Origin of the sequence: Tardiphaga sp. 866_E4_N1_4 (genome assembly GCF_052076075.1) — a bacterium.
GTDB classification, from domain to species: domain Bacteria; phylum Pseudomonadota; class Alphaproteobacteria; order Rhizobiales; family Xanthobacteraceae; genus Tardiphaga; species Tardiphaga robiniae.
Map to the genome: position 1 here is coordinate 3,659,477 of NZ_CP197242.1, position 23,526 is coordinate 3,683,002.

21 protein-coding genes are annotated in these 23,526 nt (G+C 61.8%); 10 read left to right on the plus strand and 11 right to left on the minus strand.

All coding sequences use genetic code 11. From position 1 onward, the window contains the following. Nucleotides 1–172: 172 nt before the first annotated feature. Entirely contained in the window at nucleotides 173–1,174 is a 1,002-nt protein-coding gene (locus tag AB8B20_RS17865; protein ID WP_439074455.1) for a 2-dehydropantoate 2-reductase, read from the minus strand. Between the two features lie 133 nt (nucleotides 1,175–1,307). On the opposite strand from AB8B20_RS17865, the gene AB8B20_RS17870 reads away from it, so the two are divergent. Continuing rightward, nucleotides 1,308–1,937 (plus strand): YidB family protein, encoded by a 630-nt coding sequence (locus AB8B20_RS17870; protein WP_089267854.1) that lies wholly within the window; start codon nucleotides 1,308–1,310, stop codon nucleotides 1,935–1,937. Nucleotides 1,938–1,964: 27 nt separating this feature from the next. Continuing rightward, on the plus strand, nucleotides 1,965–2,234 hold the full coding sequence (locus AB8B20_RS17875; RefSeq protein WP_089267746.1) for a GlsB/YeaQ/YmgE family stress response membrane protein: 270 nt from the start codon (nucleotides 1,965–1,967) through the stop codon (nucleotides 2,232–2,234). A 73-nt stretch (nucleotides 2,235–2,307) separates the two neighbouring features. Here the strand turns inward: AB8B20_RS17875 and AB8B20_RS17880 are convergent, their stop codons facing one another. Beyond that, nucleotides 2,308–3,093, minus strand: coding sequence for an SDR family NAD(P)-dependent oxidoreductase (locus AB8B20_RS17880; RefSeq protein WP_089267855.1), 786 nt, complete (start codon nucleotides 3,091–3,093; stop codon nucleotides 2,308–2,310). 256 nt (nucleotides 3,094–3,349) lie between these two features. On the opposite strand from AB8B20_RS17880, the gene AB8B20_RS17885 reads away from it, so the two are divergent. From AB8B20_RS17885 to AB8B20_RS17895, 3 genes are all read left to right on the plus strand, one after another. Next, on the plus strand, nucleotides 3,350–4,414 hold the full coding sequence (locus AB8B20_RS17885; protein ID WP_439074454.1) for an acyl-CoA dehydrogenase family protein: 1,065 nt from the start codon (nucleotides 3,350–3,352) through the stop codon (nucleotides 4,412–4,414). A 27-nt stretch (nucleotides 4,415–4,441) separates the two neighbouring features. Next, nucleotides 4,442–5,602: an acyl-CoA dehydrogenase family protein gene (locus AB8B20_RS17890; RefSeq protein ID WP_439074453.1), complete on the plus strand. Its 1,161-nt coding sequence runs from the start codon at nucleotides 4,442–4,444 to the stop codon at nucleotides 5,600–5,602. Between the two features lie 135 nt (nucleotides 5,603–5,737). Continuing rightward, on the plus strand, nucleotides 5,738–6,544 hold the full coding sequence (locus tag AB8B20_RS17895) for an enoyl-CoA hydratase/isomerase family protein (protein ID WP_439074452.1): 807 nt from the start codon (nucleotides 5,738–5,740) through the stop codon (nucleotides 6,542–6,544). Nucleotides 6,545–6,643: 99 nt separating this feature from the next. Here the strand turns inward: AB8B20_RS17895 and AB8B20_RS17900 are convergent, their stop codons facing one another. The 4 genes from AB8B20_RS17900 to AB8B20_RS17915 all read right to left on the minus strand — a co-directional run bounded on the left by AB8B20_RS17900 (nucleotide 6,644) and on the right by AB8B20_RS17915 (nucleotide 11,693). Beyond that, nucleotides 6,644–8,770, minus strand: a complete 2,127-nt coding sequence (locus AB8B20_RS17900) for an acetate--CoA ligase family protein (RefSeq protein ID WP_439074451.1) — start codon at nucleotides 8,768–8,770, stop codon at nucleotides 6,644–6,646. 109 nt (nucleotides 8,771–8,879) lie between these two features. Continuing rightward, nucleotides 8,880–9,641 (minus strand): hypothetical protein, encoded by a 762-nt coding sequence (locus tag AB8B20_RS17905; protein WP_439065200.1) that lies wholly within the window; start codon nucleotides 9,639–9,641, stop codon nucleotides 8,880–8,882. 2 nt (nucleotides 9,642–9,643) lie between these two features. Beyond that, nucleotides 9,644–10,432 carry an enoyl-CoA hydratase gene (locus AB8B20_RS17910; RefSeq protein WP_199711977.1) on the minus strand — a complete coding sequence of 263 codons (789 nt, stop codon included), beginning with the start codon at nucleotides 10,430–10,432 and terminating at the stop codon, nucleotides 9,644–9,646. A gap of 55 nt (nucleotides 10,433–10,487) precedes the next feature. Then, nucleotides 10,488–11,693, minus strand: a complete 1,206-nt coding sequence (locus AB8B20_RS17915) for an ABC transporter substrate-binding protein (protein ID WP_439074450.1) — start codon at nucleotides 11,691–11,693, stop codon at nucleotides 10,488–10,490. 195 nt (nucleotides 11,694–11,888) lie between these two features. Here AB8B20_RS17915 and AB8B20_RS17920 point away from each other — a divergent pair, with 195 nt between their 5' ends. Then, nucleotides 11,889–12,674 carry a thermonuclease family protein gene (locus tag AB8B20_RS17920; RefSeq protein ID WP_439074449.1) on the plus strand — a complete coding sequence of 262 codons (786 nt, stop codon included), beginning with the start codon at nucleotides 11,889–11,891 and terminating at the stop codon, nucleotides 12,672–12,674. A gap of 101 nt (nucleotides 12,675–12,775) precedes the next feature. Further along, the gene (locus AB8B20_RS17925; protein ID WP_414716832.1) at nucleotides 12,776–14,239 is read left to right on the plus strand and encodes a M48 family metalloprotease; all 1,464 of its coding nucleotides are present in this window, start codon (nucleotides 12,776–12,778) and stop codon (nucleotides 14,237–14,239) included. Between the two features lie 84 nt (nucleotides 14,240–14,323). On the opposite strand, the gene AB8B20_RS17930 is transcribed toward AB8B20_RS17925, so the two are convergent. The 5 genes from AB8B20_RS17930 to AB8B20_RS17950 all read right to left on the minus strand — a co-directional run bounded on the left by AB8B20_RS17930 (nucleotide 14,324) and on the right by AB8B20_RS17950 (nucleotide 21,417). Beyond that, complete coding sequence (locus AB8B20_RS17930; RefSeq protein WP_439059997.1) at nucleotides 14,324–15,388, minus strand: CarD family transcriptional regulator; 1,065 nt, start codon at nucleotides 15,386–15,388, stop codon at nucleotides 14,324–14,326. 259 nt (nucleotides 15,389–15,647) lie between these two features. Next, complete coding sequence (gene fdxA / locus AB8B20_RS17935; RefSeq protein ID WP_068730400.1) at nucleotides 15,648–15,986, minus strand: ferredoxin FdxA; 339 nt, start codon at nucleotides 15,984–15,986, stop codon at nucleotides 15,648–15,650. A gap of 151 nt (nucleotides 15,987–16,137) precedes the next feature. Further along, nucleotides 16,138–16,407: an RNA-binding S4 domain-containing protein gene (locus AB8B20_RS17940; protein ID WP_439074448.1), complete on the minus strand. Its 270-nt coding sequence runs from the start codon at nucleotides 16,405–16,407 to the stop codon at nucleotides 16,138–16,140. A 48-nt stretch (nucleotides 16,408–16,455) separates the two neighbouring features. After that, nucleotides 16,456–19,929 carry a helicase-related protein gene (locus tag AB8B20_RS17945; protein ID WP_439074447.1) on the minus strand — a complete coding sequence of 1,158 codons (3,474 nt, stop codon included), beginning with the start codon at nucleotides 19,927–19,929 and terminating at the stop codon, nucleotides 16,456–16,458. A 516-nt stretch (nucleotides 19,930–20,445) separates the two neighbouring features. Next, complete coding sequence (locus AB8B20_RS17950) at nucleotides 20,446–21,417, minus strand: DUF3108 domain-containing protein (RefSeq protein ID WP_439074446.1); 972 nt, start codon at nucleotides 21,415–21,417, stop codon at nucleotides 20,446–20,448. A gap of 372 nt (nucleotides 21,418–21,789) precedes the next feature. On the opposite strand from AB8B20_RS17950, the gene rpmB reads away from it, so the two are divergent. The 3 genes from rpmB (at nucleotide 21,790) to AB8B20_RS17965 (ending at nucleotide 23,429) form a co-directional block, all read left to right on the plus strand. After that, nucleotides 21,790–22,095 (plus strand): 50S ribosomal protein L28, encoded by a 306-nt coding sequence (rpmB, locus tag AB8B20_RS17955; protein ID WP_184512212.1) that lies wholly within the window; start codon nucleotides 21,790–21,792, stop codon nucleotides 22,093–22,095. 177 nt (nucleotides 22,096–22,272) lie between these two features. Then, the gene (locus AB8B20_RS17960) at nucleotides 22,273–22,896 is read left to right on the plus strand and encodes an HNH endonuclease (protein ID WP_439074445.1); all 624 of its coding nucleotides are present in this window, start codon (nucleotides 22,273–22,275) and stop codon (nucleotides 22,894–22,896) included. Next, nucleotides 22,851–23,429 carry a hypothetical protein gene (locus AB8B20_RS17965; protein WP_439074444.1) on the plus strand — a complete coding sequence of 193 codons (579 nt, stop codon included), beginning with the start codon at nucleotides 22,851–22,853 and terminating at the stop codon, nucleotides 23,427–23,429. Before AB8B20_RS17960 ends, AB8B20_RS17965 begins: the two co-directional genes overlap by 46 nt. Nucleotides 23,430–23,526 lie beyond the last annotated feature (97 nt).

The window sequence follows — 23,526 nt, forward strand, 5'->3', positions numbered from 1 at the left end:
ATCGGCTTGATGCGAATGCAACGGATAATGGTACCATCGCATTGACCGGCAGACGCAATTGGAGCATTCGGATAGTTGAGTCCGCCGATAGTAGCCGAAATGATTAGTAACATTCTCGTAATGATAGCGCCGAAGCCGGTCCAACACTCCCTTCAGCTCAATCAATTTCACGCTAACTGCGAATCTGATCTGGCGTGAGTGCGGGCGATCCCCTGCCTGACGTCTCTGCGTGCTTGATCAGTGTCATCACGCGCAGCGATAGCGGAGCCGTAATCTGATATTTCGCCGCCAGCTCAACGACGACACCCTGCAAATAGTCAATCTCGGTGCGTCGATCGCGCTGCAGATCCTCCCACATGGACGAGCGCGCAGTTGCGTCGATCTTCATCGTCCGCCCGAGCAGCATATTGAACAGGCCGTCAGGTAGCCGCAGCAAATGCGGCGTTAGTCGCGCAGGGATCGGCGTCGCCGAGATGGGCTTGATACCGGCGACTTTCAGAACGGCCAGGCCTTCCGCCATTTGATCGGCGAATAACGAGCGCCACGCGCGCTGTGCAAGCTGCGACCGCAGCGGTATATCCGACAGCGCATTGAGCGCGTTGTTCAAATTGACCAGCAGCTTACCCCACTGGACACCGACGATATCGTCGCTCGCAAGGACGGCAAGATGCGGCACGGATAGCTCCGAAGCGGTATCGGCCCCATCGCGTTCGACGACGATGTTTCCGGACGTTGCGCGGTGAACATGACCATCGTCCTTTGCGATGACATTAAATGGCACCATTCCGCCGAGGATACGGCGCCCGGGCAGAGCTGCGCGGAGGACCCCAACATTGCCGACGCCGTTCTGCAGGCTGACGACGATCGCGTCTTTCGCAGCATAATCTGCGATCAGCCTCGCCATCTCCGCCGTATCGCCGCTCTTGACCGCGACCAGAATAATCTTCGCCTCGCTCATGATGGTGGGGTCATCCGACAGCCGCAGCTGGCTGGGGGCGAGACGTTGATCAAGTCCCTCGAAGCTCGTCAGCCTCAGACCGTGCCCCTCGATGCTGTCCACGATGCGCCGCCGCGCCAGTATGGCGACGTCGCGGCCGGCTGCCGCCAGGATGCCACCCACGAAACAGCCGATACTGCCGGCACCGGCGATACAAATGGGCCGCGTTTCGATCACGTCATCTCCCGTTCATCCAGCATCCGTTACTAGCAAAATGCCGCAGCGCTGCCTATCGGCGGAACCGACGCGCCTTGTAGGCGTCATACCGCGCAGCTATGCTTTCGCCGGGCTGGCAGGACAGGAGATGATCATGGGTTTGCTCGACATTCTGAATGGCATGGCCAACGGGCCGCGTGGCCCCAGCGATCCCGACGACAAGAGCGGCGGCATGTCGCCGATGACGATGGCGATTCTCGCGCTGCTCGCCTACAAAGGCTACAAGCACTTCACTGGTAGCCAACCGGCGGCACAGGGGCACTCGCAAGAAATCCCGCCGCCAAATACGACGCAGGCCAGCGCGCAAGATAGCGGCCTTGGTGGTATGCTTGGCGGCCTCCTCGGCGGAAATTCTGGCACTGCAGCAGGCGGTGGCGGCCTCGGCGACCTTCTGAAGGGCCCGCTCGGCGGTCTGTTGGCGGGCGGTGCCGCAGGCAGCGTGCTCAGCGGTGGCCTCGGCGACCTGCTCAAGCAGTTCCAGCAGAACGGCCATGGCGACGCCGCGGATTCCTGGGTCAGTTCCGGCCCGAACAAGCAGATTTCGCCTAACGATCTCGGCGCAGCACTTGGCGCGGATCAGATCGCGCAACTGACATCGCGCACCGGCATGTCCCGCGAGCAGCTTCTCGCGGAGCTGAGCAACGAACTGCCCGATGCCGTTAATCAGTTCACACCGCATGGCCGGCTACCTACGGAAGACGAAGTTAAGTCCAGCTGGGTTTAACGCGCACTTAGAAGAGGGGATATTGCTATGATCTGGATTCTCGTTGTGGGCTTTGTCGCAGGCATTATCGCCCGCCTTCTGTCACCGGGGCCAAACAATCCCAGCGGCTTCATTCTGACCACGATCCTGGGTATTGCCGGCGCATTCCTGGCGACATTCATCGGCCAGCAGATCGGCCATTACGGCCCGAACCAGGGTGCCGGCTTCATCACCGCCACGATCGGCGCGCTGGTGGTGCTGTTCATCTGGAACAGACTGGTCGCCCGCCGGATGATTTCCGATCCGGGCAATCGCTGATCTGCCAGCAATCGAGAATGAAAAAGCCTCGGGCATCACCCGAGGCTTTTTGCTGTTTGACGCAGGTTTCCGATCAGGCCAGCAGATGCATGCCGGCATCCATCCGCACCAATTCGCCCGTCATATTGCTCGATGGCGACGTGGCGAGGAAGCAGATCAGGGCGGCGACGTCCTCCGCGGTCGAGGCCACCTTCAGCGGAACTCGCGCGATTACGGCATCGCGAACTTTGGCAGCGCCGTCCGCACCGCGTCCCTTGGTGAACCATGGCGTATCAATATAGCCAGGGCAGACCGTATTGACGCGGATCAGCGGAGCTAGTGCTCGGCCGAGCGACAGCGTCATCGAATTCAGCGCGCCCTTGCTGGCGGCATAGGCGACTGACGAACCGCCGCCTGTGATACCGGCCATCGACGAGACATTGACGACGGCCGAAGCACGACCCGACGCCTTGGCGCCGGCTTCGAGCAAGGCACGCGCCGCACGCACCATCTGATAGGGCCCGATCGTGTTGACCGCATAGATGCGCTGGAAATCTTCCGCGGACAGGCCATCGAGATCGTGATGCGGCACATGCTTGGTCATGCCGGCATTGTTGATCAGCGCATCGATCCGCCCCCAGTGCTGGGCAGCCGCGACGATGTTCTTGCAATCGTCGTCCTTCGATACATCGCCTTGAACCACGATGACTTCGGTTGCACCAGCATCGCGGCACAGCTCGGCAGTGGCTTCGGCTTCCTTCTGACTCGACGAATAGTTGATGACAATACGGGCGCCGTCCTTGGCGAGAATGGCGGCGGTCGCAGCACCAAGCCCCGATGCCGACCCTGTAATCACGACGCACAAACCGTCACTTGCCATCTGCATTTCCTCTGCTTGTTCTGACGCTGATGCGATCTACCATAATGCGGTCGCACTGGTATACAACGCGGCACAAGTTCGCTTTGCGGAATTAAATTGCGCTGCACCAACACATCATGCCGCCACCGCAGGCCCCTCTGCGGCCAGCCCGCTTGTCTTCCTTCCGCCTTTTCCGCATCATGAATGCAAGAAAAGTGGCAGCGTCCATGCCCGGCATTCCCTGCCGAATGAGATGCGCTAGCACACGGGGAACGCCTTGACGGACGCAGACAATATCGTTGCGGAAACCGCGGAACGTATTTTCGCCGATCTCGCTGACGCACAGACCATCAATCACGACAAGAACGGCAGCTGGAAAGCGCCGCTCTGGCAGGCACTGACCGATGCCGGACTGCCGCTCTCATGGGTGCCTGAAGAGTGCGACGGCTCCGGCACCAGCATGGCCGAAGGTTTCAGTGTTCTCAGCGTCGCCGGCCGCGCCGGCGTTGCGGTGCCGCTCGCCGAGACCATGCTGGCAGGCTGGCTGCTCGCGCAGGCCCAGATCAAATCGCCCGAAGGCATGATGACCGTCGCGCCGGCAAGCCCGCGCGATCGCCTCACGCTCAACGCGGATGGTACAATCACCGGCCGCGCGCGCGGCGTGCCGTTCGCGACGGATGCGAAACACATCGCCGTCGTCGCCTCCGGCACCGGCGGCGCCTCTATTGCGCTGGTGGACGCCAGCGCCTGCCGGATTGAGGCTGGGCTCGGTCTGGCCGATGACCCGTCCGACACGGTGCATTTCGACGCTGTGAAGCCGGTGACCCTTCAATCTGCACCATCGGGCTTCGATCAGAACGCGCTGTTGCTGATGGGCGCACTCGTGCGCAGCCAGCAGATTGCCGGTGCACTGGAAACCATGCTCGGCATCGGCGTGAACTATTCCGGCGAGCGCGTGGCGTTCGAGAAGAAGATCTCGAAATTCCAGGCGGTGCAGCACAATCTGGCGAAGCTCGCAGGCGAGACCTCGGCAGCCCTCGCCGCTGCCAGTTCCGCGGCTGACGCCTTCTCCAGTGGGGCACCGCTTGACGACGCGCTCTTCCTCGAAGCCGCCGCCGCAAAGATCCGTTGCTCCGAGGCCGCCGAAAAGGGCGCCGCCATCGCGCATCAGGTTCTTGGGGCCATCGGCTTCACGCAGGAGCACATCCTGCATCGCTACACGCTGCGCGCATTGGCATGGCGCGATGATTTCGGCAGCGAAAGCTACTGGGCAGTCGAACTCGGCAAACTGGTCGCCGCGCGCGGTGCCGACGAGCTGTGGCCTCTGGTCGCGTCGCGCTGATCGAACACAAGAAACGAGATCTTTCACATGACTGCTGTCCTTCGTTTCGATCCGATCCGCCTGCCGCCCGAATGCGAGCAGTTGCGCAAGGAAGTGCGCGCTTTCCTCGCCGAGGAAATCGCCGCCGGCACTTTCGATCCACACAAGCCCCAGCGCGAGGACTCGGACAATCCTGAATTCAGCAAGCGCGTCGGCGAGCGCGGCTGGCTCGGCATGACCTGGCCCAAGAAGTATGGCGGCCACGAGCGCTCGTTCCTTGAACGCTACGTTGTTACCGAAGAGATGCGCGTGGCCAACGCGCCGGTGCGCCGCTTTTTCGTCGCCGACCGCCAGAGCGGCCCGGTGCTGCTGAAATACGCGCCCGAGCATATCAAGATGGACATCCTGCCGCGCATCTGCCGCGGCGAGGTCTGTTTCTCCATCGGCATGAGCGAACCGAATTCCGGCTCCGACCTGTTCGCCGCCAAGACCAAGGCCACCAAGACCGACGGCGGCTGGCTCATCAACGGCAGCAAGATCTGGACGACCTCGGCCCATATGGCCGACTACATGATCGCGATCTTCCGCACATCGGCCCCGACCAAGGAAAATCGCCGCCACGGATTGACGCAGTTTCTGGTCAATATGAAGAAACCGGGCATTACGGTGAACCCGATCGCGCAGATCACCGGCCAGTACGAATTCAACGAAGTCGTGTTCACCGATCACTTCGTGCCGGACGACCACATGCTGGGCGAGATCGACAGCGCCTGGAAACAGGCCACCAGCGAGCTCGCTTATGAGCGATCCGGCCCCGAACGTTTCCTTGAGACCTATTACGTGCTGACCGAACTGGTCCGCGCTGTCGGCCCGGAGCCGGACACCCGCAGCGCCGAAGGCATCGGCCGCCTTGTCGCGCAGCTGCACACGATGCGGCGCATGTCGGTGTCGGTGGCCGGCATGCTGCAAGCCGGCAAGGAGCCGGTGGTGGAAGCGTCCATCGTCAAGGATATCGGTACGATCTGGGAGCAGCAGCTGCCGCATCGCGTGCGCGAACTCGCAGCCTTCGTCGACGACAGTGCCTCCAATCACGCCACGCTGGACGAGATGCTGGGCTTCGCCATCAAGACGGCGCCAAAACTGACCATTCAGGGCGGCACCACCGAAGTCCTGCGCGGCATCATCGCGCGCGGACTTGGTCTGCGCTGAAATAACTCGTCGTTCCGGGGCGCACGCGCATCTTTGCGCGCGCGAACCCGGAACCTAGAAGTGATTTGAACACATCCAGATTCCGGGTTCACACCCGGCAAGCGCCGGGCGTGCCCCGGAATGACGAGGAAACAAATGACCACCTACAAAGACATCGGCGTCGAGACCCGCGGCCACATTGCGATTATCGAGATTCGCAAGCCGCCTCTGAACTTCTTCGACATCCTGCTGATCCAGCAGATCGCCAACGCGCTGGACGAGATCGATGCCAATCCCGAAATCCGGGCGACGGTTCTGTGCGCGCAAGGCAAGGCGTTCTGCGCCGGCGCCGATTTCAGCGATCCCAACCGCAAGGAAACCGAAGCGGCCGCCAAAAGCGGCGACCCCGCTGACAATCTCGGCTCCATCGGCCATCTCTATATGGAAGCCGTGCGTATCTTCCGCGCCAAGAAGCCAATCGTTGCGGCCGTCCAGGGCGCAGCCATCGGCGGTGGCCTCGGCCTCGCGGTGTCGGCCGATTTCCGCGTAGCTTGCCCGGAAACCCGCTTCGCCGCCAACTTCACCAAGCTCGGCTTCCATCCCGGCTTCGGCCTGACGGTCGCGCTCACCGAAGTGGTCGGCAAGAACAATGCGGAGTTGATGTTCTACACCAGCCGCCGTGTCGGCGGAGAGGAAGCCCTGAAGATGGGCCTCGCCAATGTGCTGGTGCCGCAGGCCGAGGTCCGCGACGCCGCCATCAAGCTCGCCGAGGAGATCGCCGAATGCTCGCCGCTCGGCCTGCTTTCGACCCGCGCCACCATGCGCAACGGCCTCGCCGATCGCGTGGCCAAGGCGACCGAGCACGAACTGGCCGAGCAGACGCGCCTGCGTAAGACAGAAGATTTCAAGGAAGGCGTTGCGGCGACTGCCGAACGCCGGGTGCCGAACTTCAAGGGGCGCTAAGTCCCCGTCGGGTTTGTTTTTCAAACCTCACTGTGAAATGGCCGGGCAGCGCGAAGCGAGCTTCGCTAGACGCCCCGGCCATTTTTATTTGACGGCCGCCTACCCCTTCCGCACCACCAACGCATCGACGATGGTGACTCCCTCACCCGTGGGATGCACCAGTACCGGATTGAGTTCGATCTCGGCAATCTCGCCCTTGAACTGAGCTGCGAGCTGCGAGATCTGCGCAATCAGCTCCGCCGCCGCCGACACGTCGGCCTTCAGCGTGCCGCGAAAGCCATTCAGCAACGGCGCAGCCTTGAGTGCGCCTAGCATGGAAGCAGCCTCAGCGGCACTCACGGGCGCCGGACGATAGACCACGTCCTTGAACAATTCCGCCGTCACTCCACCAAGGCCGACCATCACCATCGGCCCGAAGGTCTCGTCCAGCAGCGTGCCGACGATGATTTCGACACCCTTGCTAGCCATCGGCGAAACGAGCACGCCCTGCAGCGCAGCCCGCGGCCGGTGCTGCCGGGCGCTGGCAGTCAGCGCGTCATAGGCAGCTACGGCTTCATGCTTCGTGGTGATGTTGACCCTGACGCCGCCAACCTCGCTCTTGTGCGGAATGTCGCGCGACTGGATTTTCATCACCAGCGGGAAGCCGATCTTGGCAATCGCCGCATCGAGCGCCGATCTGTCGGTGACCAGAACCTCGCCTGGCAGCGCGACACCGGCAATCTGCAACAGCGTCTTGCTGTCATACTCGGAGAGCGTCGGCGCGGTCAGATGCTCAGCCAGATCATTCTGCGCAGGTGCCGCTGTAGCAACCGGCTCTACAAGCTTGAATCTTGCGTGATCAACGAGTCGCCGCAACGCTACACTGACATGGGTGAGGCCGGACAAAACGACGACGCCGGACTCGGCGAGACCCATGCGCGCAAAGTTCGACGGCAGCGTATAAGACCAGAACACAATCGGTTTGTTCTGCGCGGCAATGACGGGCTTCAGCTCCGGCGTCTTGAACGGCATCCGCGTCTCGCTCGACAGCGAGATGACCACCAGGATTGCATCGACCTCGTCAGACCTGTCGAGCAATTCAATGGTCTTTTGCAGCCCGCCGCTGTGCACTGCCTGGGCCGTGATATCGATCGGATTGCACGGCGACCCATAGGACGGGATCAGCCCGCGAATCGTCGCCTGAACGCCGTCCGACAATTCGGGCACCTGCAGCCCCTGCGCCGAGATTGCATCAGCGCCCCAGATACCTGCGCCGCCCGAGACGGTGACGACAGCGACGCGGTCGCCCTTCGGCAGCGGCGACGTGGTCAGCACGGCGGCGATGGTCACCGCTTCGTCGAGATCGTTGGAGACGATGAAGCCATAACGCGCGAACACCGCATCATAGGCGGCCGTCCAGCCCGCCATGCTGGCGGTATGCGAGGCTGCTGCGCGCCCGCCAGCACCGGAGCGGCCCACCTTTACGACGATGACCGGCTTGCCGAGCTCCGCTGCCTTGCGAGCCGCGGCGAGAAATTTGTCGACGTCGCGAATGCCCTCGATGAACAGCAGGATCACGTCGGTTGCCGTATCCTGCACCATGTAGTCGAAGAATTCGCCGGCGCCGAGATCGGACTCGTTGCCGGTCGAGATCACGGTGCTCAGAGCAATGCCGAGCGACTTGGCGCGGTTATAGATCGCAAAGCCGATGCCGCCGGATTGTGCGACGATGCCGATCCGCTTCGTGGTAGCGGCCAGCCGCAGCTGATCCGGCCTTACATCAACGGTTGGGCTGAAGGTCGCGGCAATGCCGGCGATCTGGTTGTAGTACCCCTCGGCGTTCGGTCCGGAGATCCGCATCCCCGTGCGCTTCGCCAGCGTCGCAATAGCATCCTGCATGGCGATGGAATCACCGCCTTCCTCGGCAAAGCCGGAGGAGATGATGATCGCGTGTTTGACGCCGAGTTTCGCGCACTCCTCAAGCGCGCCGAGCACGACACGCGCAGGAATGATCACGATGGCGAGATCTATCGGCTGCCCGATGGCTGCGATGCTCGGATGGCACGTCAGCCCATCGATATCCGGATAGTTCGGATTGACCGGATAAATCGCGCCGGAGAACTGATTCTTGCGCAAAAAGGAAAGAAGCAGGCCCGGGATCTTCGTGACATCGCGGGAAGCGCCAATGATGGCGATGCTGGATGGATTGAAGAACGAGTCCAGCGGATGCGGACGTGTCACTGTCATGGCGTTTCCGGTTTATTGTTGTTGCCGTAGCGTTTCCGAGCGAAGTGGATACCGGTTCGCATGAAGGAAACGCGTCAGAAAAGAAGGGATCGTGCGGCGATTGCCGCGATCACGCAACGACGCGAAACGTGACCCCGGCCAGCAGAAATGCATCCCCGGCGCAGGGACATCCGCGTGCCCGTGCGCTGCCGAGCACCTGTGCGACGTCATTGACGCGAAAAGTGATCCCGGTCATCGCTTCGCTCTTACCCTTGGCGAAGCGCAAACAGCCGTTCGTGAACGCGATCTGCGGATCGTCGTTGCGGGCCGAGGTCAGCGGCACGCCGATGATATTGCTCCAGTGCTGCGCCAGATCGTAATGGTCCGGACTCTGCAGCTCGACCTCGGTCAGCGCGCGCGTGATGTCGTGGCGGATCGCCTCCTGCCAGTCCGGACCGGCCGGCGGATACGGCCCGAAATCGTCGTCGCTGTCTTTGGTGTGATTGAACTCGATGAAGGCGGCCCGGCAATCGCGTGGATGCAATTGCACGCCGTGATAGGGCGGATGATCGATCACATTGGCGGTGCGCACGCCGATGTTGGCGGCGAAGCGCCCACGCTCGTCGGGATCCTCGCAGGACAGGATCACCATATAGCCGCCGCGCCCGCCGGATTTCTCCATGAACCGCCCGGCCGCCGTGCCCGGCTGCGTCGGCGCGACCACTTCGAGCAACGTCGCCTCAACGGGCATCAGTGCATTTTCAAGCCCGTATTTGCCGACATGAGGATCGCGGTAGCAGACATTGAGGCCAAGAATGGCCGCGATATCGCTCACCACTGGCTCCAGATGCGGAGCGACCAGACAAACTTGCCGCAACCGCATCTGGCTCATGGTCATTGCCCCTTGAAGACCGGCTTGCGCTTCTCGACGAAGGCCTTGGCGGCCTCCTTGTGATCGTCGGTATCGCTGCAGCGGGTGTGATGGATCGCCTCGCCGTCGAAACAGGCTTCGAGCGTCATCGTCTCGGCATTGTTGATGTTGGTCTTGATATAGCCGTAGGTGATGCTCGGGCCTTGGGCGAGTGACATTGCCAGGTCACGCGCCGCTGTCTCCACCTCGGCGTCATCGACGACCTTGGTCACCATGCCGAGCGCCAGCGCTTCCTGTGCGGAGAGCACCGGCGACATTAGATAAAGCTCACGTGCCTTGGCGCTGCCAAGCATCTTGGTCAGGAAATAGGTGCCGCCATAATCACCGGAGAAGCCGACCTTGGCGAAAGCCGTGGTGATCTTCACCGATTTGCTAGCGACACGGAGATCGCAGGACAGCGCGATCGAAAGACCGGCGCCCGCGGCAGCGCCGTCAAGCTGCGCCACCACCGGCTTCGCCATCTGGTGAAGGATCCGCGACACTTCCATGCCGCGGCGCAGGTTGGCGCGCTTGGCCTCGAACGGCAGCGGCGCGCGGCCAGCCGCCATCGACTTGACGTCACCGCCGACGCAGAAGGTGCCACCCGCGCCCTTGATGAGGACGGCGCGGACGTCGTGATCTTCCTGCGCGCGGCGTGCTGCCGCGACCAGGCCCTGTGTCATCTCCGGATTGAGCGCATTGCGCCGATCCGGACGATTCATGGTGATGGTCAGAAGACCGTTGTCGAGGTCCTGCAGGACGATGTCGCTCATGATTGCGCTCCTTGTTGTTGTTCTTGATCGTCCGGCAAGCTTCAGACCCTGACGATTACTTCTTCACCAGCGGGCAGCGCGAGGCTTCCAGCGGCTGGAATGCCTGCTCTGCGGGAACGGTCGCGAGCAGCTTGTAGTCGTCCCAGCGGCCCTTGGATTCCGACGGCTTCTTCACCTCGAACAGGTACATGTCATGCACCATGCGGCCATCCTCGCGAATCCGGCCATTCTTGGCGAACATGTCGTTGATCGGCGTCTCCTTCATGAGCTTCATGACCGGAGCCGAGTCCGTGGTACCGGCGGCCTTCACGGCCTTGAGATAATGCATCACCGATGAATAGACGCCGGCCTGGGCCGATGTCGGCACGCGCTTGGTACGCTCCTGGAAGCGCTTGGTGAACGCGCGCGTCTCGTCATTGAGATCCCAGTAGAACGCTTCCGCGAGGATCAAGCCCTGCGCAGTGTCGAGACCGACGCTGTCGATATCGGAGATGAAGGCCAGCAGCGGCGACAGTTTCTGTCCGCCGCTCCGCGTCAGGCCGAATTCGGCCGCCTGCTTGATCGCGGTGATCGTATCACCGCCGGCATTGGCGAGGCCGACGACCTTGGCTTTCGAGCTCTGCGCCTGCAGCAGGAAGGACGAGAAGTCGGACGTATTCAGCGGATGCTTGACCGAGCCCAGCACCTTGCCGCCAGCCTTGGTGACGACGGCCGTGGTGTCTTTCTCGAGATCCGCGCCGAATGCATAGTCGGCCGACAGAAAGAACCAGGTGTCGAGACCATTTTTCACGGTGGCGAGACCGGTCACATTGGCCTGCGCGTAAGTGTCGAACACATAATGCACGGTATAGGGGCCACAGGCCTCGTTGCTGAGGCGGATTGAACCCGGGCCGTTGAAGATGATGATCTTGTTGCGCGCGCGTGCGATTTCACTCGCAGCCAGTGCGGTCGCCGATGCTGCAACGTCGATGATCGCCTCGACACCCTGATTGTCGAGCATGTCGCGCGCAATGTTGGCGGACAGATCGGCCTTGTTGAGATGGTCCGCAGCAATGATCTCGATCTTACGGCCCAGCACTTCACCGCCGAAATCTTCCGCAGCCATCTTCGCAGCGGTCTCGCTGCCAACACCGGTGATATCGGCGTACAGGCCCGACATATCGAGAATTGCACCGAGCTTCAGCGGCTTGGTCTGCGCCATGGCACTTGTGGCCGCGAATGCCATTGCTGACGCCAGCAGACCTGAAATGATCTTCTTCAAAAGTCCCTCCCTCAGACGCGCCGTTGTTGTTCGTGCGCGGTGTTGTTGTTATCGCGATCATGCCGCAATGGAACAACAGCGGCAAGCGGCGGCGCTGCCAAGAATAGCTGCAAAGACATCAAGGTTTTCCGCAAAGCGGAATGGATTGCTGGCTATGATAGACGAGAGGTTGACCGGAGCTCGCAAGGTGGCGTGATGCGTGCCGCATCTGCAAAGTGTGACTTGTCGCATGCCGCAGCGCTGTGGCTGGCAATCGGCATTTCAACGTCCGCGCAATCTGCGTCGGCGGCCTGCATGTTCGCCGCGCAGGGCGAAGGTCGTGTCGCCGACGTGATCGATGTCAGAACATTGCGTTTGAGCGACGGCAACGTGATCCGTCTGGCGGGGATCGAGCCGATCGCTGGCTCATCGAAGTCGACGAACGAACTTTTCGCATTGGTCTCCGGCCGTGATGTCACCTTGTACGGCGAAAGCGACATGCCGGATCGCTACGGCCGGCAACCGGCTTTTGTCTTCGTCGATCCCGCTGCGCCGTCGCTCCAGGCGCAGCTTCTGGCACAGGGCGCCGCCCTCGCCTCCGGCACGATTTCCGACAAGGCCTGTGCGGCGGAACTCGCCGCTGCAGAAGGCTTGGCCCGCCGGCTGAAGCGCGGAATCTGGGCTCAAACCAACGTCATAAAAAACGCGGAAAGTCCCGGCGATATCTTGGCCGATGTGGGGCGTTTCGGGGTGGTCGAGGGGCGGGTTCTGTCGGTTCGCCAGGCCGGGACGGTGACCTACGTCAATTTCGGGCGTCGCTGGACTGAGGACTTTGCGGTGACCGTTTCAAGGCGCATGATAGCCGCCTTCGAGACGGCAGGAATTATGCTTAAGTCCCTGGAAAGACGACATATTCGCGTTCGGGGATGGATCGAGAGGCGCGGCGGGCCGCGGATCGAGGCGCTCGGGGTGTGGCAGATCGAAGTGGTCGGGGACAAGTAGGCCACTTGGGTAGCAAGATCGCTTGAGCGAAGATGATTTGGGCGAATGGGCTGTTTGGGCAGAGAGTGGACGACGTGACGGGTGTGGGACGGCAAACCAGCTTGAGCCGCCGCCTTTGGGCTGCGCCTGCCCTGCTGTGCGCCGCGCTCGCTCTATCGGCCTGCGGCGATGCCAGCCGGTTCGAGGCCGCCTCATCGGTCAAGCCGACGGTGCCAGCCAAGCCGCCGAAGCCTGCCGTGGTGCAGACCCCGGCCGCCGAGAAGGAACACGAGCGCATCCTCGCATCCTATGGCGGCGCCTATGACGACCCGCGGCTGGAATCACTGATCACCAAGACCGTCGATCGGCTGGTCGCAGCCTCTGAGCGACCGGACCTCGCCTACAAGGTCACGATCCTCAATTCGGGCGCCGTCAACGCCTTCGCCCTGCCGACCGGACAACTCTATGTCACGCGCGGCCTGATCGCGCTGGCCAGCGATACATCCGAGATTTCATCGGTGCTGTCGCATGAGATGGCGCATGTGCTCGCCAAACACGCGTCCATCCGCGAGGAGCAGGCACGGCAGGCATCGATCGTCACGCGTGTCGTGACGGATATGGGCAGCGATCCCGATCTCACCGCACTCGCGCTCGCCAAATCCAAACTGACGATGGCGAGCTTCTCGCGCGCGCAGGAGTTCGAAGCCGACGGCATCGGCGTAGGCATCTCGGCCCGTGCAAAGTTCGATCCCTATGGGGCGTCGCGCTTTCTCGCGGCGATGGAGCGTAACGCGGCGCTGAAGGCCAGCCGCACGCCGCTCGATCCCCGCGCGCAGGACTTCCTGTCGTCCCATCCGGCGACGCCAGAGCGCGTGCAGAATGCGCAAGCCAATGCGCGGCAATATTCCTCGCCCGACGGCGGCGAGCGCGATCGCGAGACCTATCTCTCGGCCATCGACGGCATCGTCTATGGCGAGGACCCGAGCGAGGGTTTCGTGCGCGGCCGCCGCTTCCTGCATCCCAAGCTCGGCTTCACCTTCCAGGCGCCAGAGGCGTTCACCCTCGACAATACGGCGCAGGCGGTGATCGGCGTGCGCGAAGGCGGCAATCAGGCCATGCGCTTCGACGTGGTCCGCGTACCATCTGAACAGACGCTGAGCGACTACCTCAATTCCGGATGGATGGAGAATGTCGACAAAGCCACCACGGAAGAGCTGACCATCAACGGCTTCCCGGCAGCGTCCGCCATCGCGCGCGGCGACCAGTGGCAATTCCGCGTTTACGCGTTGCGCTTCGGCAGCGATGTCTACCGCTTCATCTTCGCTGCCAAGCAGAAGAGCACCGAGAGCGAACGCAACGCCCGCGACACCGTCAACTCGTTCCGCCGCCTGACCCTGGCCGAGATTCAGGCCGCCCGTCCGCTGCGCATCAAGGTGATCACCGTGCAGCCCGGAGACACCGTGGAGTCACTGTCGCATCGCATGAGCGGCGTCGATCGTCCACTGGAGCGCTTCCGCGTATTGAACGGGCTCGAGAACAATGCCAGCGTGAAAGCCCGCGACCGCGTCAAGGTCGTGGTGGATTGAGATCCACCCAAGTACTTGCTCATCGACAACAAAAAAGCCCGGCCTCTCGGCCGGGCTTTTCGTATTCAACTTGCGAGACGCTGCTTATGCAGCCTCGTCCGCGGCGGCGACATCATCGTCACCATCGCTGTCGGCCTCGTCAGCACCGGCTTCGGCGCCTGCCTCAGCCTTGGCGCCACGGCGCGGGCTCTTGGCGAGCTGGCCCTCGATCTCCTTGACCGCTTCGGTCTCGGTGACGTGCTGAACCACAGCGATTTCGCGCGACAGACGATCGAGAGCTGCTTCATACAGCTGACGTTCGCTGTAGGACTGCTCGGGCTGCGAGTCGGAGCGGAACAGATCGCGGACCACTTCGGCGATGGCAACGATATCGCCCGAGTTGATCTTCGCTTCGTATTCCTGTGCGCGGCGCGACCACATGGTGCGCTTGATGCGGGCACGGCCCTTCAGTGTCTCCAGCGCGCGCTTGACCAGCGCCGGCTCGGACAGCTTGCGCATGCCGACATTCGCGACCTTCGCGGTCGGAACGCGCAGGGTCATCTTGTCCTTCATGAAATTGATCACGAAGAGTTCAAGCCTGGCGCCTGCAATTTCCTGCTCTTCGATGGCGAGGATCTGGCCAACACCATGCGCCGGATAGACAACGAATTCGTTGGTCTTGAAGCCCTGACGCTGGGTCAGTGGCTTCTTCGGCTCTTCGACGCGCGGAGCCGCAGCGGGCGCCGGCTTGGCGGCAACCGGTTTGGCAACGACCGGCTTCGCAGCAACCTTGGCAACTTCCTTCGGCGCAGCAGCCTTCACAGCAGGAGCGGCGGCGGGAGCCTTCGCGGCCGGTTTCGGCGCAGCAGGCTTGGCGGCAGTGGTCTTCGAAGCAGCAGCCTTCGGGGCAGGTTTGGCAGTCTTGTTGGGCATTGCACTTCTTTTATTTTTGGAGGACTTTTCAGCCGCAGCCTTCGCGGCGGTCCGGGTGTCCTTGACAGGAGCCCGGGCACGGCCTTTGGTGACAGAATTCTTCGCAGCAGGACCCTTCACAACGCGGCTCGCCGCAGTTGTTTTCTTGGAAGCCTTCGGATCCAAAACCTTCGAAGCAGTAGCCTTCTTCGAAACAGCAGCCTTGGAAACACTCTTTTTACGCGTTTTCTGTGACACAGCCTGCGCGTGGAAACCGCCACGCCCCTGTTTGATGTTTAAACGGGAACCCGGCAGGGCCAAATCGAGCGGCACCACATGGTCCAGCTTCTTGAATTGTGCCTATTATAGCACATTTCCCGCAAAAATCAATGATTTATGCCCTGTCGCAGCCGCTCGGCGGCCGCTTCCGGGGCATAATCGGGGCTAGGGTAAATTTCGTGTGGCTGGGGGTATAGGGGTCACCTAATCAATTGCTTGATCACTGTAACCGGGGAACTCAGTCGCCCTTGCCAGGCGCCGCCGAGAAATACTTCTCGTACTTGCCTTCCTGACCATCGAATTCCTTGGCTTCGGGCAGTTCGTCGATCTTCTGGGTGATGTTCGGCCACGTCTTGGCGTGTTCCAGATTGATCTGCAGCCACTTCTCGATATTGCCTTCGGTATCAGGCTTGATCGCGTCCGCCGGGCATTCGGGCTCGCAGACACCGCAATCAATGCATTCGTCCGGATGGATGACCAGCATGTTTTCACCCTCGTAGAAGCAGTCCACGGGACACACTTCGACGCAGTCGGTGTATTTACATTTGATGCAATTGTCGGTGACGACGTAAGTCATCCAGAACTCCGGAAACGATCGATATTCAGTGTTTGCGTAGCGCACCAACCCCGCTGCCGCAAGGGACGCGGCCGGCATGGGTCAGGGCATTTCGACCAAGGAAAAAGCCTGCCACGAAACCATCGTTGGACGCGGCATCTAGCCTAGATAGTTACTCCGGAAGGTGTTGCAAATCGGTATAGAGCGCGCGCGCCGCAGTGGCATCGCCACGCCGTTCCGAGAAGCCCTCGACCTTCATCACCCGCACGGTGCGATCCAGCGCCACCGTGAGGACGTCGCCGATCTTCACACCATGGCCTGGCGATTTCTCGCGCTCGCCATTGATGCGGACCTTGCCGCCTTCCACCAACGCAACGGCACTGGTGCGGGCTTTGACGACCCGCGCGTGCCACAGCCATTTATCAAGACGCTGGCGCTCCAATCAGCACACCACCAAATGGCGGCTCGGTGCCGCCTTACATGACCTGCATCAATCCTTGCGGCCGCTGAGCTGTTCCTTGAGCGCGGCGAGTTTCGCGAAGGGGGAGTTCGGATCGATCGGACGGTCCCGTTCGCGCGGTGCGGCCGATGTGGCGAATGGACGGGTCGCCCCGCCGCGATCGTTGCCACGGCCCTCACGGCCCTTGTCGCCGCCCTTGAAGGGGCCTTTGCCCTTGCCCTGGAAGCGTTCGCGCTCACGCGGCGGACGGCCACCCTCGCCCGGCTTGCTGTCGCGGTTACCGCGATTGCCACGGTTGTCGCGGTTCGGCGCACCTTCAGCGGAGACCGCGGCGGCCGGCGCATCGCTGCGCGGACGGCGGAACTCGTTGTTATTGTTGCGATCGCGGCGGCCCTGGCCGCCGCGGTCGTGCCGCTCGCGCTGCGCGCCATCGGCCACGGCGCCTTCGGCGGGAGCCGACTGCGCAGCGCCCTGCGGGGCGTTGGTATTGCGATGGTGGCGGTTGCGGTCGTGGCGCGGCGGACGGCGTTCTTCCGAACGGCCACCCGGGCGCCAGACTTCGACCAGTTCGGGCTCGGCAGCGACGGCAGGAACCGCAGCAGCGTCGCCCTCGGCAGGCGCAGCAGCATCGGCCACTGCAGCAGGTGCGGTCTCGGCAGCAGTCCCGGTTTCGGCAACGGCCGCAGCGGGCTCTGGCTGCGCTTCGACGGAAGCCGTCTCTTCAACAGGCGCCGCTTCAGCCGCGGCACTGGGCACCAGTGCGACTTCAGGCAACAGCGATGCCGACGGCACGGCTGCAGCTTCCTCGGCCGGGGCCGCTTCGGTCGCAATCTCGGCAGGTGCGACATCCGCAGCCGCGATCTCAGCCGTCTCGGCCGCTTCAGCGGCAGCCTCGACCGCAATGACATTGTCCTCACCGGGCTTGTCGGACTCGGCAAGTCCCACCAATGCGTCGGGCTGATCGCCCGTGTTGTCGTCTGCCTGGGCCTCAATCGGCGTCGTCGCAGCGACCGGCTTCGGCGGTGCCGGCGGCAGCGGCGCCTTCTTCTCCATGCGATAGCCCAGGGCACGCAGGATCGAGGCGAAATCTTCGCCGGCCGAGCCGGTGAGCGAGGTCATCGCCTGCGTCACCACGAAGTGGCGGCCATCAAAGGCACCGGCGGGCTTCTCGCCCGGTGACGCTTCGCGCCACGCCAATGCAGGACGGATCAGATCGGCCAGACGTTCCAGAATATCGACGCGCACGGCGCGCTCGCCGCACTGGCGATAGCCCAGCACACGATAGGCATCGCGATCGAGCAGCTTGTCGACCGGGAAGGATGTACGGCCCGAGCCTGCGAGATGCTGTGCGCTCGACAGTGCCGACATGTCGACATTGTCCTGTTTCAACGCCCAGAGCAGCGCCGCGAGCGAACGCCCCGCTGGCTTCAGCAGGCCGGGAATATAGATGTGATAGGCGCCGAACCTGACGCCGTATTTGCGCAAGGTCGCGCGCGATGGCTGATCGAGATCCTTCATCTCGGTCGCGATCTTCTGCCGCTCGAGCACGCCCAGCGCTTCAGTGAGCTGGAACGCGATGCCGCGTGCGATACCGGTGATGTCTTCGGCCTTGGTCAGATCGAACAGCGGCCCGAGCAGCTTCTCGATATGCGTCTTCAGCCAGAGATCGAGGCGGGCCTGCACCGCATCGCGCGGCGCGCCGGAGAGGCGCTCGTCGGCGATGATACGGAGACGGGGATGCAGCACGTCGTCGGCTGCAACCAGACGGGCCACCGCATCGCCAGTCCAGCGCATGGTGCCGTCGGAGGCGAGCACGAACTGATCGTCCGGCGCATTGCCGAGTTTCTCGGCGCGCGCGTCGATCTCGCCGGCCAGCGCCTTCAGCGCCGTGGCCTGCAAGGCCTTCGCATCCGAGCCAGCCTCGGCCGCATCGGGCAAAAATGTAAATCCGTCGAGACGGCCAATTACATGGCCCTCTACGATCACTTCGCCCGTCTTACCAATTTCAGTATTCAGCATCGTGTTTTCCCGCAAGCGGCGCATCAATACACTGGTACGACGATCAACGAAACGCTCAGTGAGCCTCTCATGAAGGGCATCTGACAGTTTATTTTCCAATTCGCGCGAAATTCCCTGCCAATGATCAGGATCTGAGAGCCAATCGGGACGATTTGCCACGAATGTCCAGGTCCGGATTTGCGCGATTCGGCCCGATAATGTGTCGATATCGCCATCGGTTCGGTCAGCTTGCGCGATTTGAGCGCCAAACCAGGCATCGGGGATGCGCCCACGCTGCATCAGGAAGTTGAAGATAGTGACTACCAGCTCTGCGTGTGCAGCGGGCGCGATGCGGCGGTAATCTGGAATCTGGCACGCATCCCACAGTTTCTCGACGGCGGCCTTGCCCTGGGCCATTTCGCGCACGTCGACGTCACGGACGGCATGATCGAGCACACGCAGGTCTTCGGCGATCGGCGCACGGGTCAGCGCCTCGTGGCGCGGCACCTCCGCCAATGACACCTGCAGCGAGGCGATGGAGGAGAAATCCAGCTTCGAATTGCGCCATTGCAGCACCTTCACCGGCTCGAAGATGTGGTTCTGCAGTTGATTGACGAGTTCGGGCTCGAACGGCTCGCAGCGGCCTGTGGTGCCGAAGGTACCGTTGCGTGTCGCGCGGCCGGCGCGGCCGGCGATCTGCGCGAATTCCGACGGCGTAAGGCGGCGGAATTGGTAGCCGTCATATTTGCGGTCACTGGCGAAGGCGACGTGGTCGACGTCGAGATTGAGGCCCATTCCGACCGCGTCGGTTGCCACTAGGTAGTCGACGTCACCGTTCTGGAACATCGCCACCTGCGCGTTGCGGGTGCGCGGCGACAGCGAGCCCAGCACCACCGCAGCGCCGCCGTGCTGGCGCTTGATGAGTTCGGCGATGGCATAAACTTCGTCGGCCGAAAACGCGACAATCGCTGTCCTGCGCGGCTGCCGCGTGATCTTGCGATCGCCGGCGAATTCCAGATGCGACAAGCGCGGCCGCGTCACGATGCTGGCGCCGGGGAGCAAACGCTCGATGATCGGGCGCATGGTGGCGGCGCCCAAAAGCAGCGTCTCGTCGCGGCCGCGGCGATGCAGGATGCGGTCGGTGAAGACGTGGCCGCGCTCGAGATCTGCCGCGATCTGGATCTCGTCGACGGCCAGAAACGACACGTCGAGATCCCGCGGCATCGCCTCGACGGTGGACACCCAGTAGCGCGGCTTGGCGGGCTTGATCTTCTCTTCGCCGGTGATCAGCGCCACGGCTTCGGGGCCGACGCGGTCCAAAATTTTATTATAGACCTCGCGCGCCAGCAGGCGCAGCGGCAGGCCGATGATGCCCGACGAATGCGCGAGCATGCGCTCGATGGCGAGATGGGTCTTGCCGGTATTGGTGGGGCCGAGCACCGCGGTGACGCCGGCGCCGGGGGCCCTGCCGTTGGACAGCGTGGGCGGAGAAGACAAAAAGGCCATGTTTTTCAGATATTTCCGCGTCGCCGACTGTCAAGGACGGAGACAGGTTACGACGCTTCAGAGCCGCGCTTTTTGATGGTTTGGAACGAGTCCGGAACGAAAGCGGCCCGAATCGGTGACTCGGCACCTCCCTGGCCGCATCACCCCAACATCTCGCGCTGACATTCTCCGAGACTGACTAGATCAAGTTTGTGACAGCGCAACAAGGGCCGACAAATCCCCGAAGTTATGAACAGCGCACGGACTCCGAACCGGCTTTGAGTCAAGCCGGGATCCTGCGCAAATCCTGCGGCGCGTTTGCGACGATGCTGCGATGGCGCACTTTGTCTTGCGGCAATCCTGCGGCAGCGTCCCGTCTCGGTCCCTCATGGTGAGGAGCGCGGCTTCGCGCGTCTCGAACCATGAGCTGGCGAGGCCAAGACCTGTCACCATCCTTCGAGACGCCGCGCAAGGGCGCGGCTCCTCAGGATGAGGCCGGTGTGTGGAGCCGCCTCCTTTAGAACTTGCCTCGTTCTCTCAGTTCGTCTTCGCCACGGCCTTGGCCGGCGCGGGGGTGGTGACGAATTCGGTGGCTTCCAGCATGGCGACGCCGAGCGGGGTCGGCACCACCATGCGATACGGCACCAGCACGCGGGTTCCGGCGATCGGCACCAGGGTCACTTCGATATTGCGCTGGGCGGCAAGATATTTGATGGCGGCGCGGTCGGGCACATAGCCGGCGATCGGCGTGAAATAGACGGCGCAGACGATGGCAGGTCCGCGATAGCCCTTCTCGGCCTTCACGCTTTCCATGCGCTTGTAGTCGAGCTTGAGATCGTAGCGCATGCGGCCGTCGAAGATCGACGCGCCGGTGCGGCACGAATCCGGCGTCAGCAATTCGCCGGTGCCGCCGACGCGCATCAGCGAGCCGGTCATCGGATCGATCACGTTGCGGCGATGCGCATCGGTGATCGGAATCTTCTCGGGATCGAGCGGCGGCTCCGGCTCGATGGAGAACTCCTTCACATAGCCCGGCGTGATCAGCATCTTGATCGTCTCGGACTTCTTCGCGGAGGTGGTGACGGCCTGATAATTCGACGGCACCAGCGCGCCCGCGACCACGCGGCCGGTGGACTGGCCGGAGCCCGAGCCGCCGGCAAATGCCTTCAGCAGACCGGCGGTGCCGCCACTGGCGGTCGCGGAATACTGGTCTTCATTGATGTCGATGGCCCACTGGCCCTTGCCCACCGCGATGCCGGCGAGGCTGGCTTCATATTTGGCCTCCAGCTTGCCGCCGGCCAACACCGCCTGGGCGGGGGCCTGAACCGGCACGGCGGCCGGGCTCTGGCCTTGAGCTTGGCCTTGCGTCTGGCTTTGGATCTGGCCTTGCACCTGCGCCGAGGCGTCCACCGGCAAAACCGGCAGCATCAGGCCCGCGGCGACGGCGAAACGCGCGCCAAAGCCCGCAAATCGTACTCTTGCGGGCGCGGCGGTCCGCGCGGTCGTCACCGGTCGGGTCACAAAGCGGGGCGTGCGAAGGCTCACTTGCTGATATCACCTGGTCGGCGATCCCCGGCCAAAGGCGCAGGGCCGCATCGCTGAATTCGGCTGGAGCGACCTGTTTCCGGCCCGAATACGTCGTTTATATGATGGGAACCGCGCCAGATTCCATGTGGTTTCCGCTCGTAGGCCGGGCTATACAGCGCCTGCAAATGGCGGTTTTTGCCGGTTTTGCCGCGACTTTCACGGCCCGGATATCTTGACGGCCGTGGCCAAGCCCCCTATACGTCCGCCACTCCTGAAATGGACGTGATTTTTGACCCCCTGCCCGGCTTTGGGCTCTTCGCCTTTTAGCTGCGGGGATGACAGAGGATTTTCGCCATGTCTCGGCGCTGTGAACTGACACTGAAGGGCCCCCAGGTGGGCCACAAGGTGAGCCACTCGAACATCAAGACCAAGCGCCGGTTTCTGCCGAACCTGGTCAATGTGACCTTCCTGTCCGACGTGCTCGGCCGCGGCGTGCGCCTGCGCGTGTCGGCGAATGCCGTGAAGTCGGTCGACCACCGCGGTGGCTTCGATGCCTATCTGATCAAGGCCCGCGAGAGCGAGCTGTCCCAGAAGGCCGTGCTGCTCAAGCGCGCCATCGAAAAGAAGAAGGCTGAGACCGCAGAAGTCGCGGCCGCCTGATCCCTTCGATCAGACTTTAAGTTTGAGAATACAGAACGGCCGGATCGCGAGATCCGGCCGTTCTTGTTTGCAGCGGCAAAATTCGCACTGAATCATACATTCGCGAATTAGTTGTATTTCTGCGTCTCACTATCATAGCCTAATACTATCAATCTAACAGTAAGTATCGGCTCTGCTATGGCTCTTTTAGGCAGATTTTCAACGGACACCATCGAAGTCCTCGGCAAACGAGCAGCCCTAACTTGCTCAAATCCAGATTGCGGCGCCCTCACTAGTGGCCCAACGATTCACGAATTAGGCTCGGTTAATATTGGAGAGGCCGCTCACATTTTTGGGCTGACACCGAGATCAGCAAGATACACCGCATCGCTTTCCACAAGTGAACTTGGCGATATCACCAACGCAATCTGGCTATGCCGAAACTGCCACAAATCCATCGACAATGATGAACTGAGATTTCCAGTAGATTTGCTATTTCAATGGAGGCGCCTGCATGAGGCAGCCGTACTCGAAAGGCTTGGTAAACCTGGCGAGCGACTACGTGAGAAAATCAAATCCGATCAACTACAAAAGTTCGCGGACACCAGCTTCCTGGCGCAGCAAATCATCTTAGATCGGCCGCCACATTGGGAATACAAACTAACTCTCGAAATTCTGCGAGAAGAGCTTGGCCCAACTGCTCACCGCTGGGATCAATTAAAGCGTGGCATGTATGTTAGGCGGGCTACGCTTGTCTCAGCCGACCACGCATTGGAATGGCTGAACGCAGCGATGACCGACAACTCGAAGATGGTTCTCTAGATGTTCCGGTTTCCGTAATAGCTGATATCGATATACTGAATGAAAGAGAGACATTTAAGGAACTCTACGAAACTCTCGGTGGAGTTTGGGAGCAAATCGAAAGTCACTGGACAGCACTTAGCAACCATCTCCAGACACTTCGACCACCACTTGACGCATCACAAGTAAAGCAACGTATCGAAGATGAACTTAAGGCTCTGGACGTTACTAAGCCATTCTCCAGTAGTGCAGGGCGTAACATTAGAGGCATACTCAAATCGTTATCGCCATGGGATCACATAAAGACTGCTGGTCGCAATGCTATCGGGAGAGGACAACCAATCCTGCAGTTTGATCAGCTGTTGGAAAAATGCGGAACAGTTGGGCTGTGGATAGTCCCTGTAGGCGAATTAGAAGGTTTTTGCAGAACTATCGAAGCTCGTCATGGTCCAGACTTCGCTATGAAAGTATTATCGCAAAGGGACATCGAGACCGATCCAGAATTAGAAGATGCCCGACAATTTATGAGAGCAGTCTGGGGCGCCGCATCCTGATAAATAGACTTGATGCGACGCAGACTATCCTGAAAATCTACCGCCAATTCCCACAACGTCGCCTCATTTCCCCCGGGAACGCAGCGCGCAAGAAAGA

Excerpts from the sequence above, each read along its gene's own strand:
- AB8B20_RS17945 (WP_439074447.1), bottom strand. The coding sequence starts at position 19,929 with ATGGCCTTTTTGTCTTCTCCGCCCACGCTGTCCAACGGCAGGGCCCCC.
- AB8B20_RS17870 (WP_089267854.1), top strand. The coding sequence starts at position 1,308 with ATGGGTTTGCTCGACATTCTGAATGGCATGGCCAACGGGCCGCGTGGC.
- AB8B20_RS17910 (WP_199711977.1), bottom strand. The coding sequence starts at position 10,432 with ATGAGCGACATCGTCCTGCAGGACCTCGACAACGGTCTTCTGACCATC.
- AB8B20_RS17920 (WP_439074449.1), top strand. The coding sequence starts at position 11,889 with ATGCGTGCCGCATCTGCAAAGTGTGACTTGTCGCATGCCGCAGCGCTG.
- AB8B20_RS17900 (WP_439074451.1), bottom strand. The coding sequence starts at position 8,770 with ATGACAGTGACACGTCCGCATCCGCTGGACTCGTTCTTCAATCCATCC.
- AB8B20_RS17965 (WP_439074444.1), top strand. The coding sequence starts at position 22,851 with ATGGCTGAACGCAGCGATGACCGACAACTCGAAGATGGTTCTCTAGAT.
- AB8B20_RS17890 (WP_439074453.1), top strand. The coding sequence starts at position 4,442 with ATGACTGCTGTCCTTCGTTTCGATCCGATCCGCCTGCCGCCCGAATGC.
- AB8B20_RS17880 (WP_089267855.1), bottom strand. The coding sequence starts at position 3,093 with ATGGCAAGTGACGGTTTGTGCGTCGTGATTACAGGGTCGGCATCGGGG.
- AB8B20_RS17960 (WP_439074445.1), top strand. The coding sequence starts at position 22,273 with ATGGCTCTTTTAGGCAGATTTTCAACGGACACCATCGAAGTCCTCGGC.
- rpmB (WP_184512212.1), top strand. The coding sequence starts at position 21,790 with ATGTCTCGGCGCTGTGAACTGACACTGAAGGGCCCCCAGGTGGGCCAC.
- AB8B20_RS17875 (WP_089267746.1), top strand. The coding sequence starts at position 1,965 with ATGATCTGGATTCTCGTTGTGGGCTTTGTCGCAGGCATTATCGCCCGC.
- AB8B20_RS17895 (WP_439074452.1), top strand. The coding sequence starts at position 5,738 with ATGACCACCTACAAAGACATCGGCGTCGAGACCCGCGGCCACATTGCG.
- AB8B20_RS17905 (WP_439065200.1), bottom strand. The coding sequence starts at position 9,641 with ATGAGCCAGATGCGGTTGCGGCAAGTTTGTCTGGTCGCTCCGCATCTG.
- fdxA (WP_068730400.1), bottom strand. The coding sequence starts at position 15,986 with ATGACTTACGTCGTCACCGACAATTGCATCAAATGTAAATACACCGAC.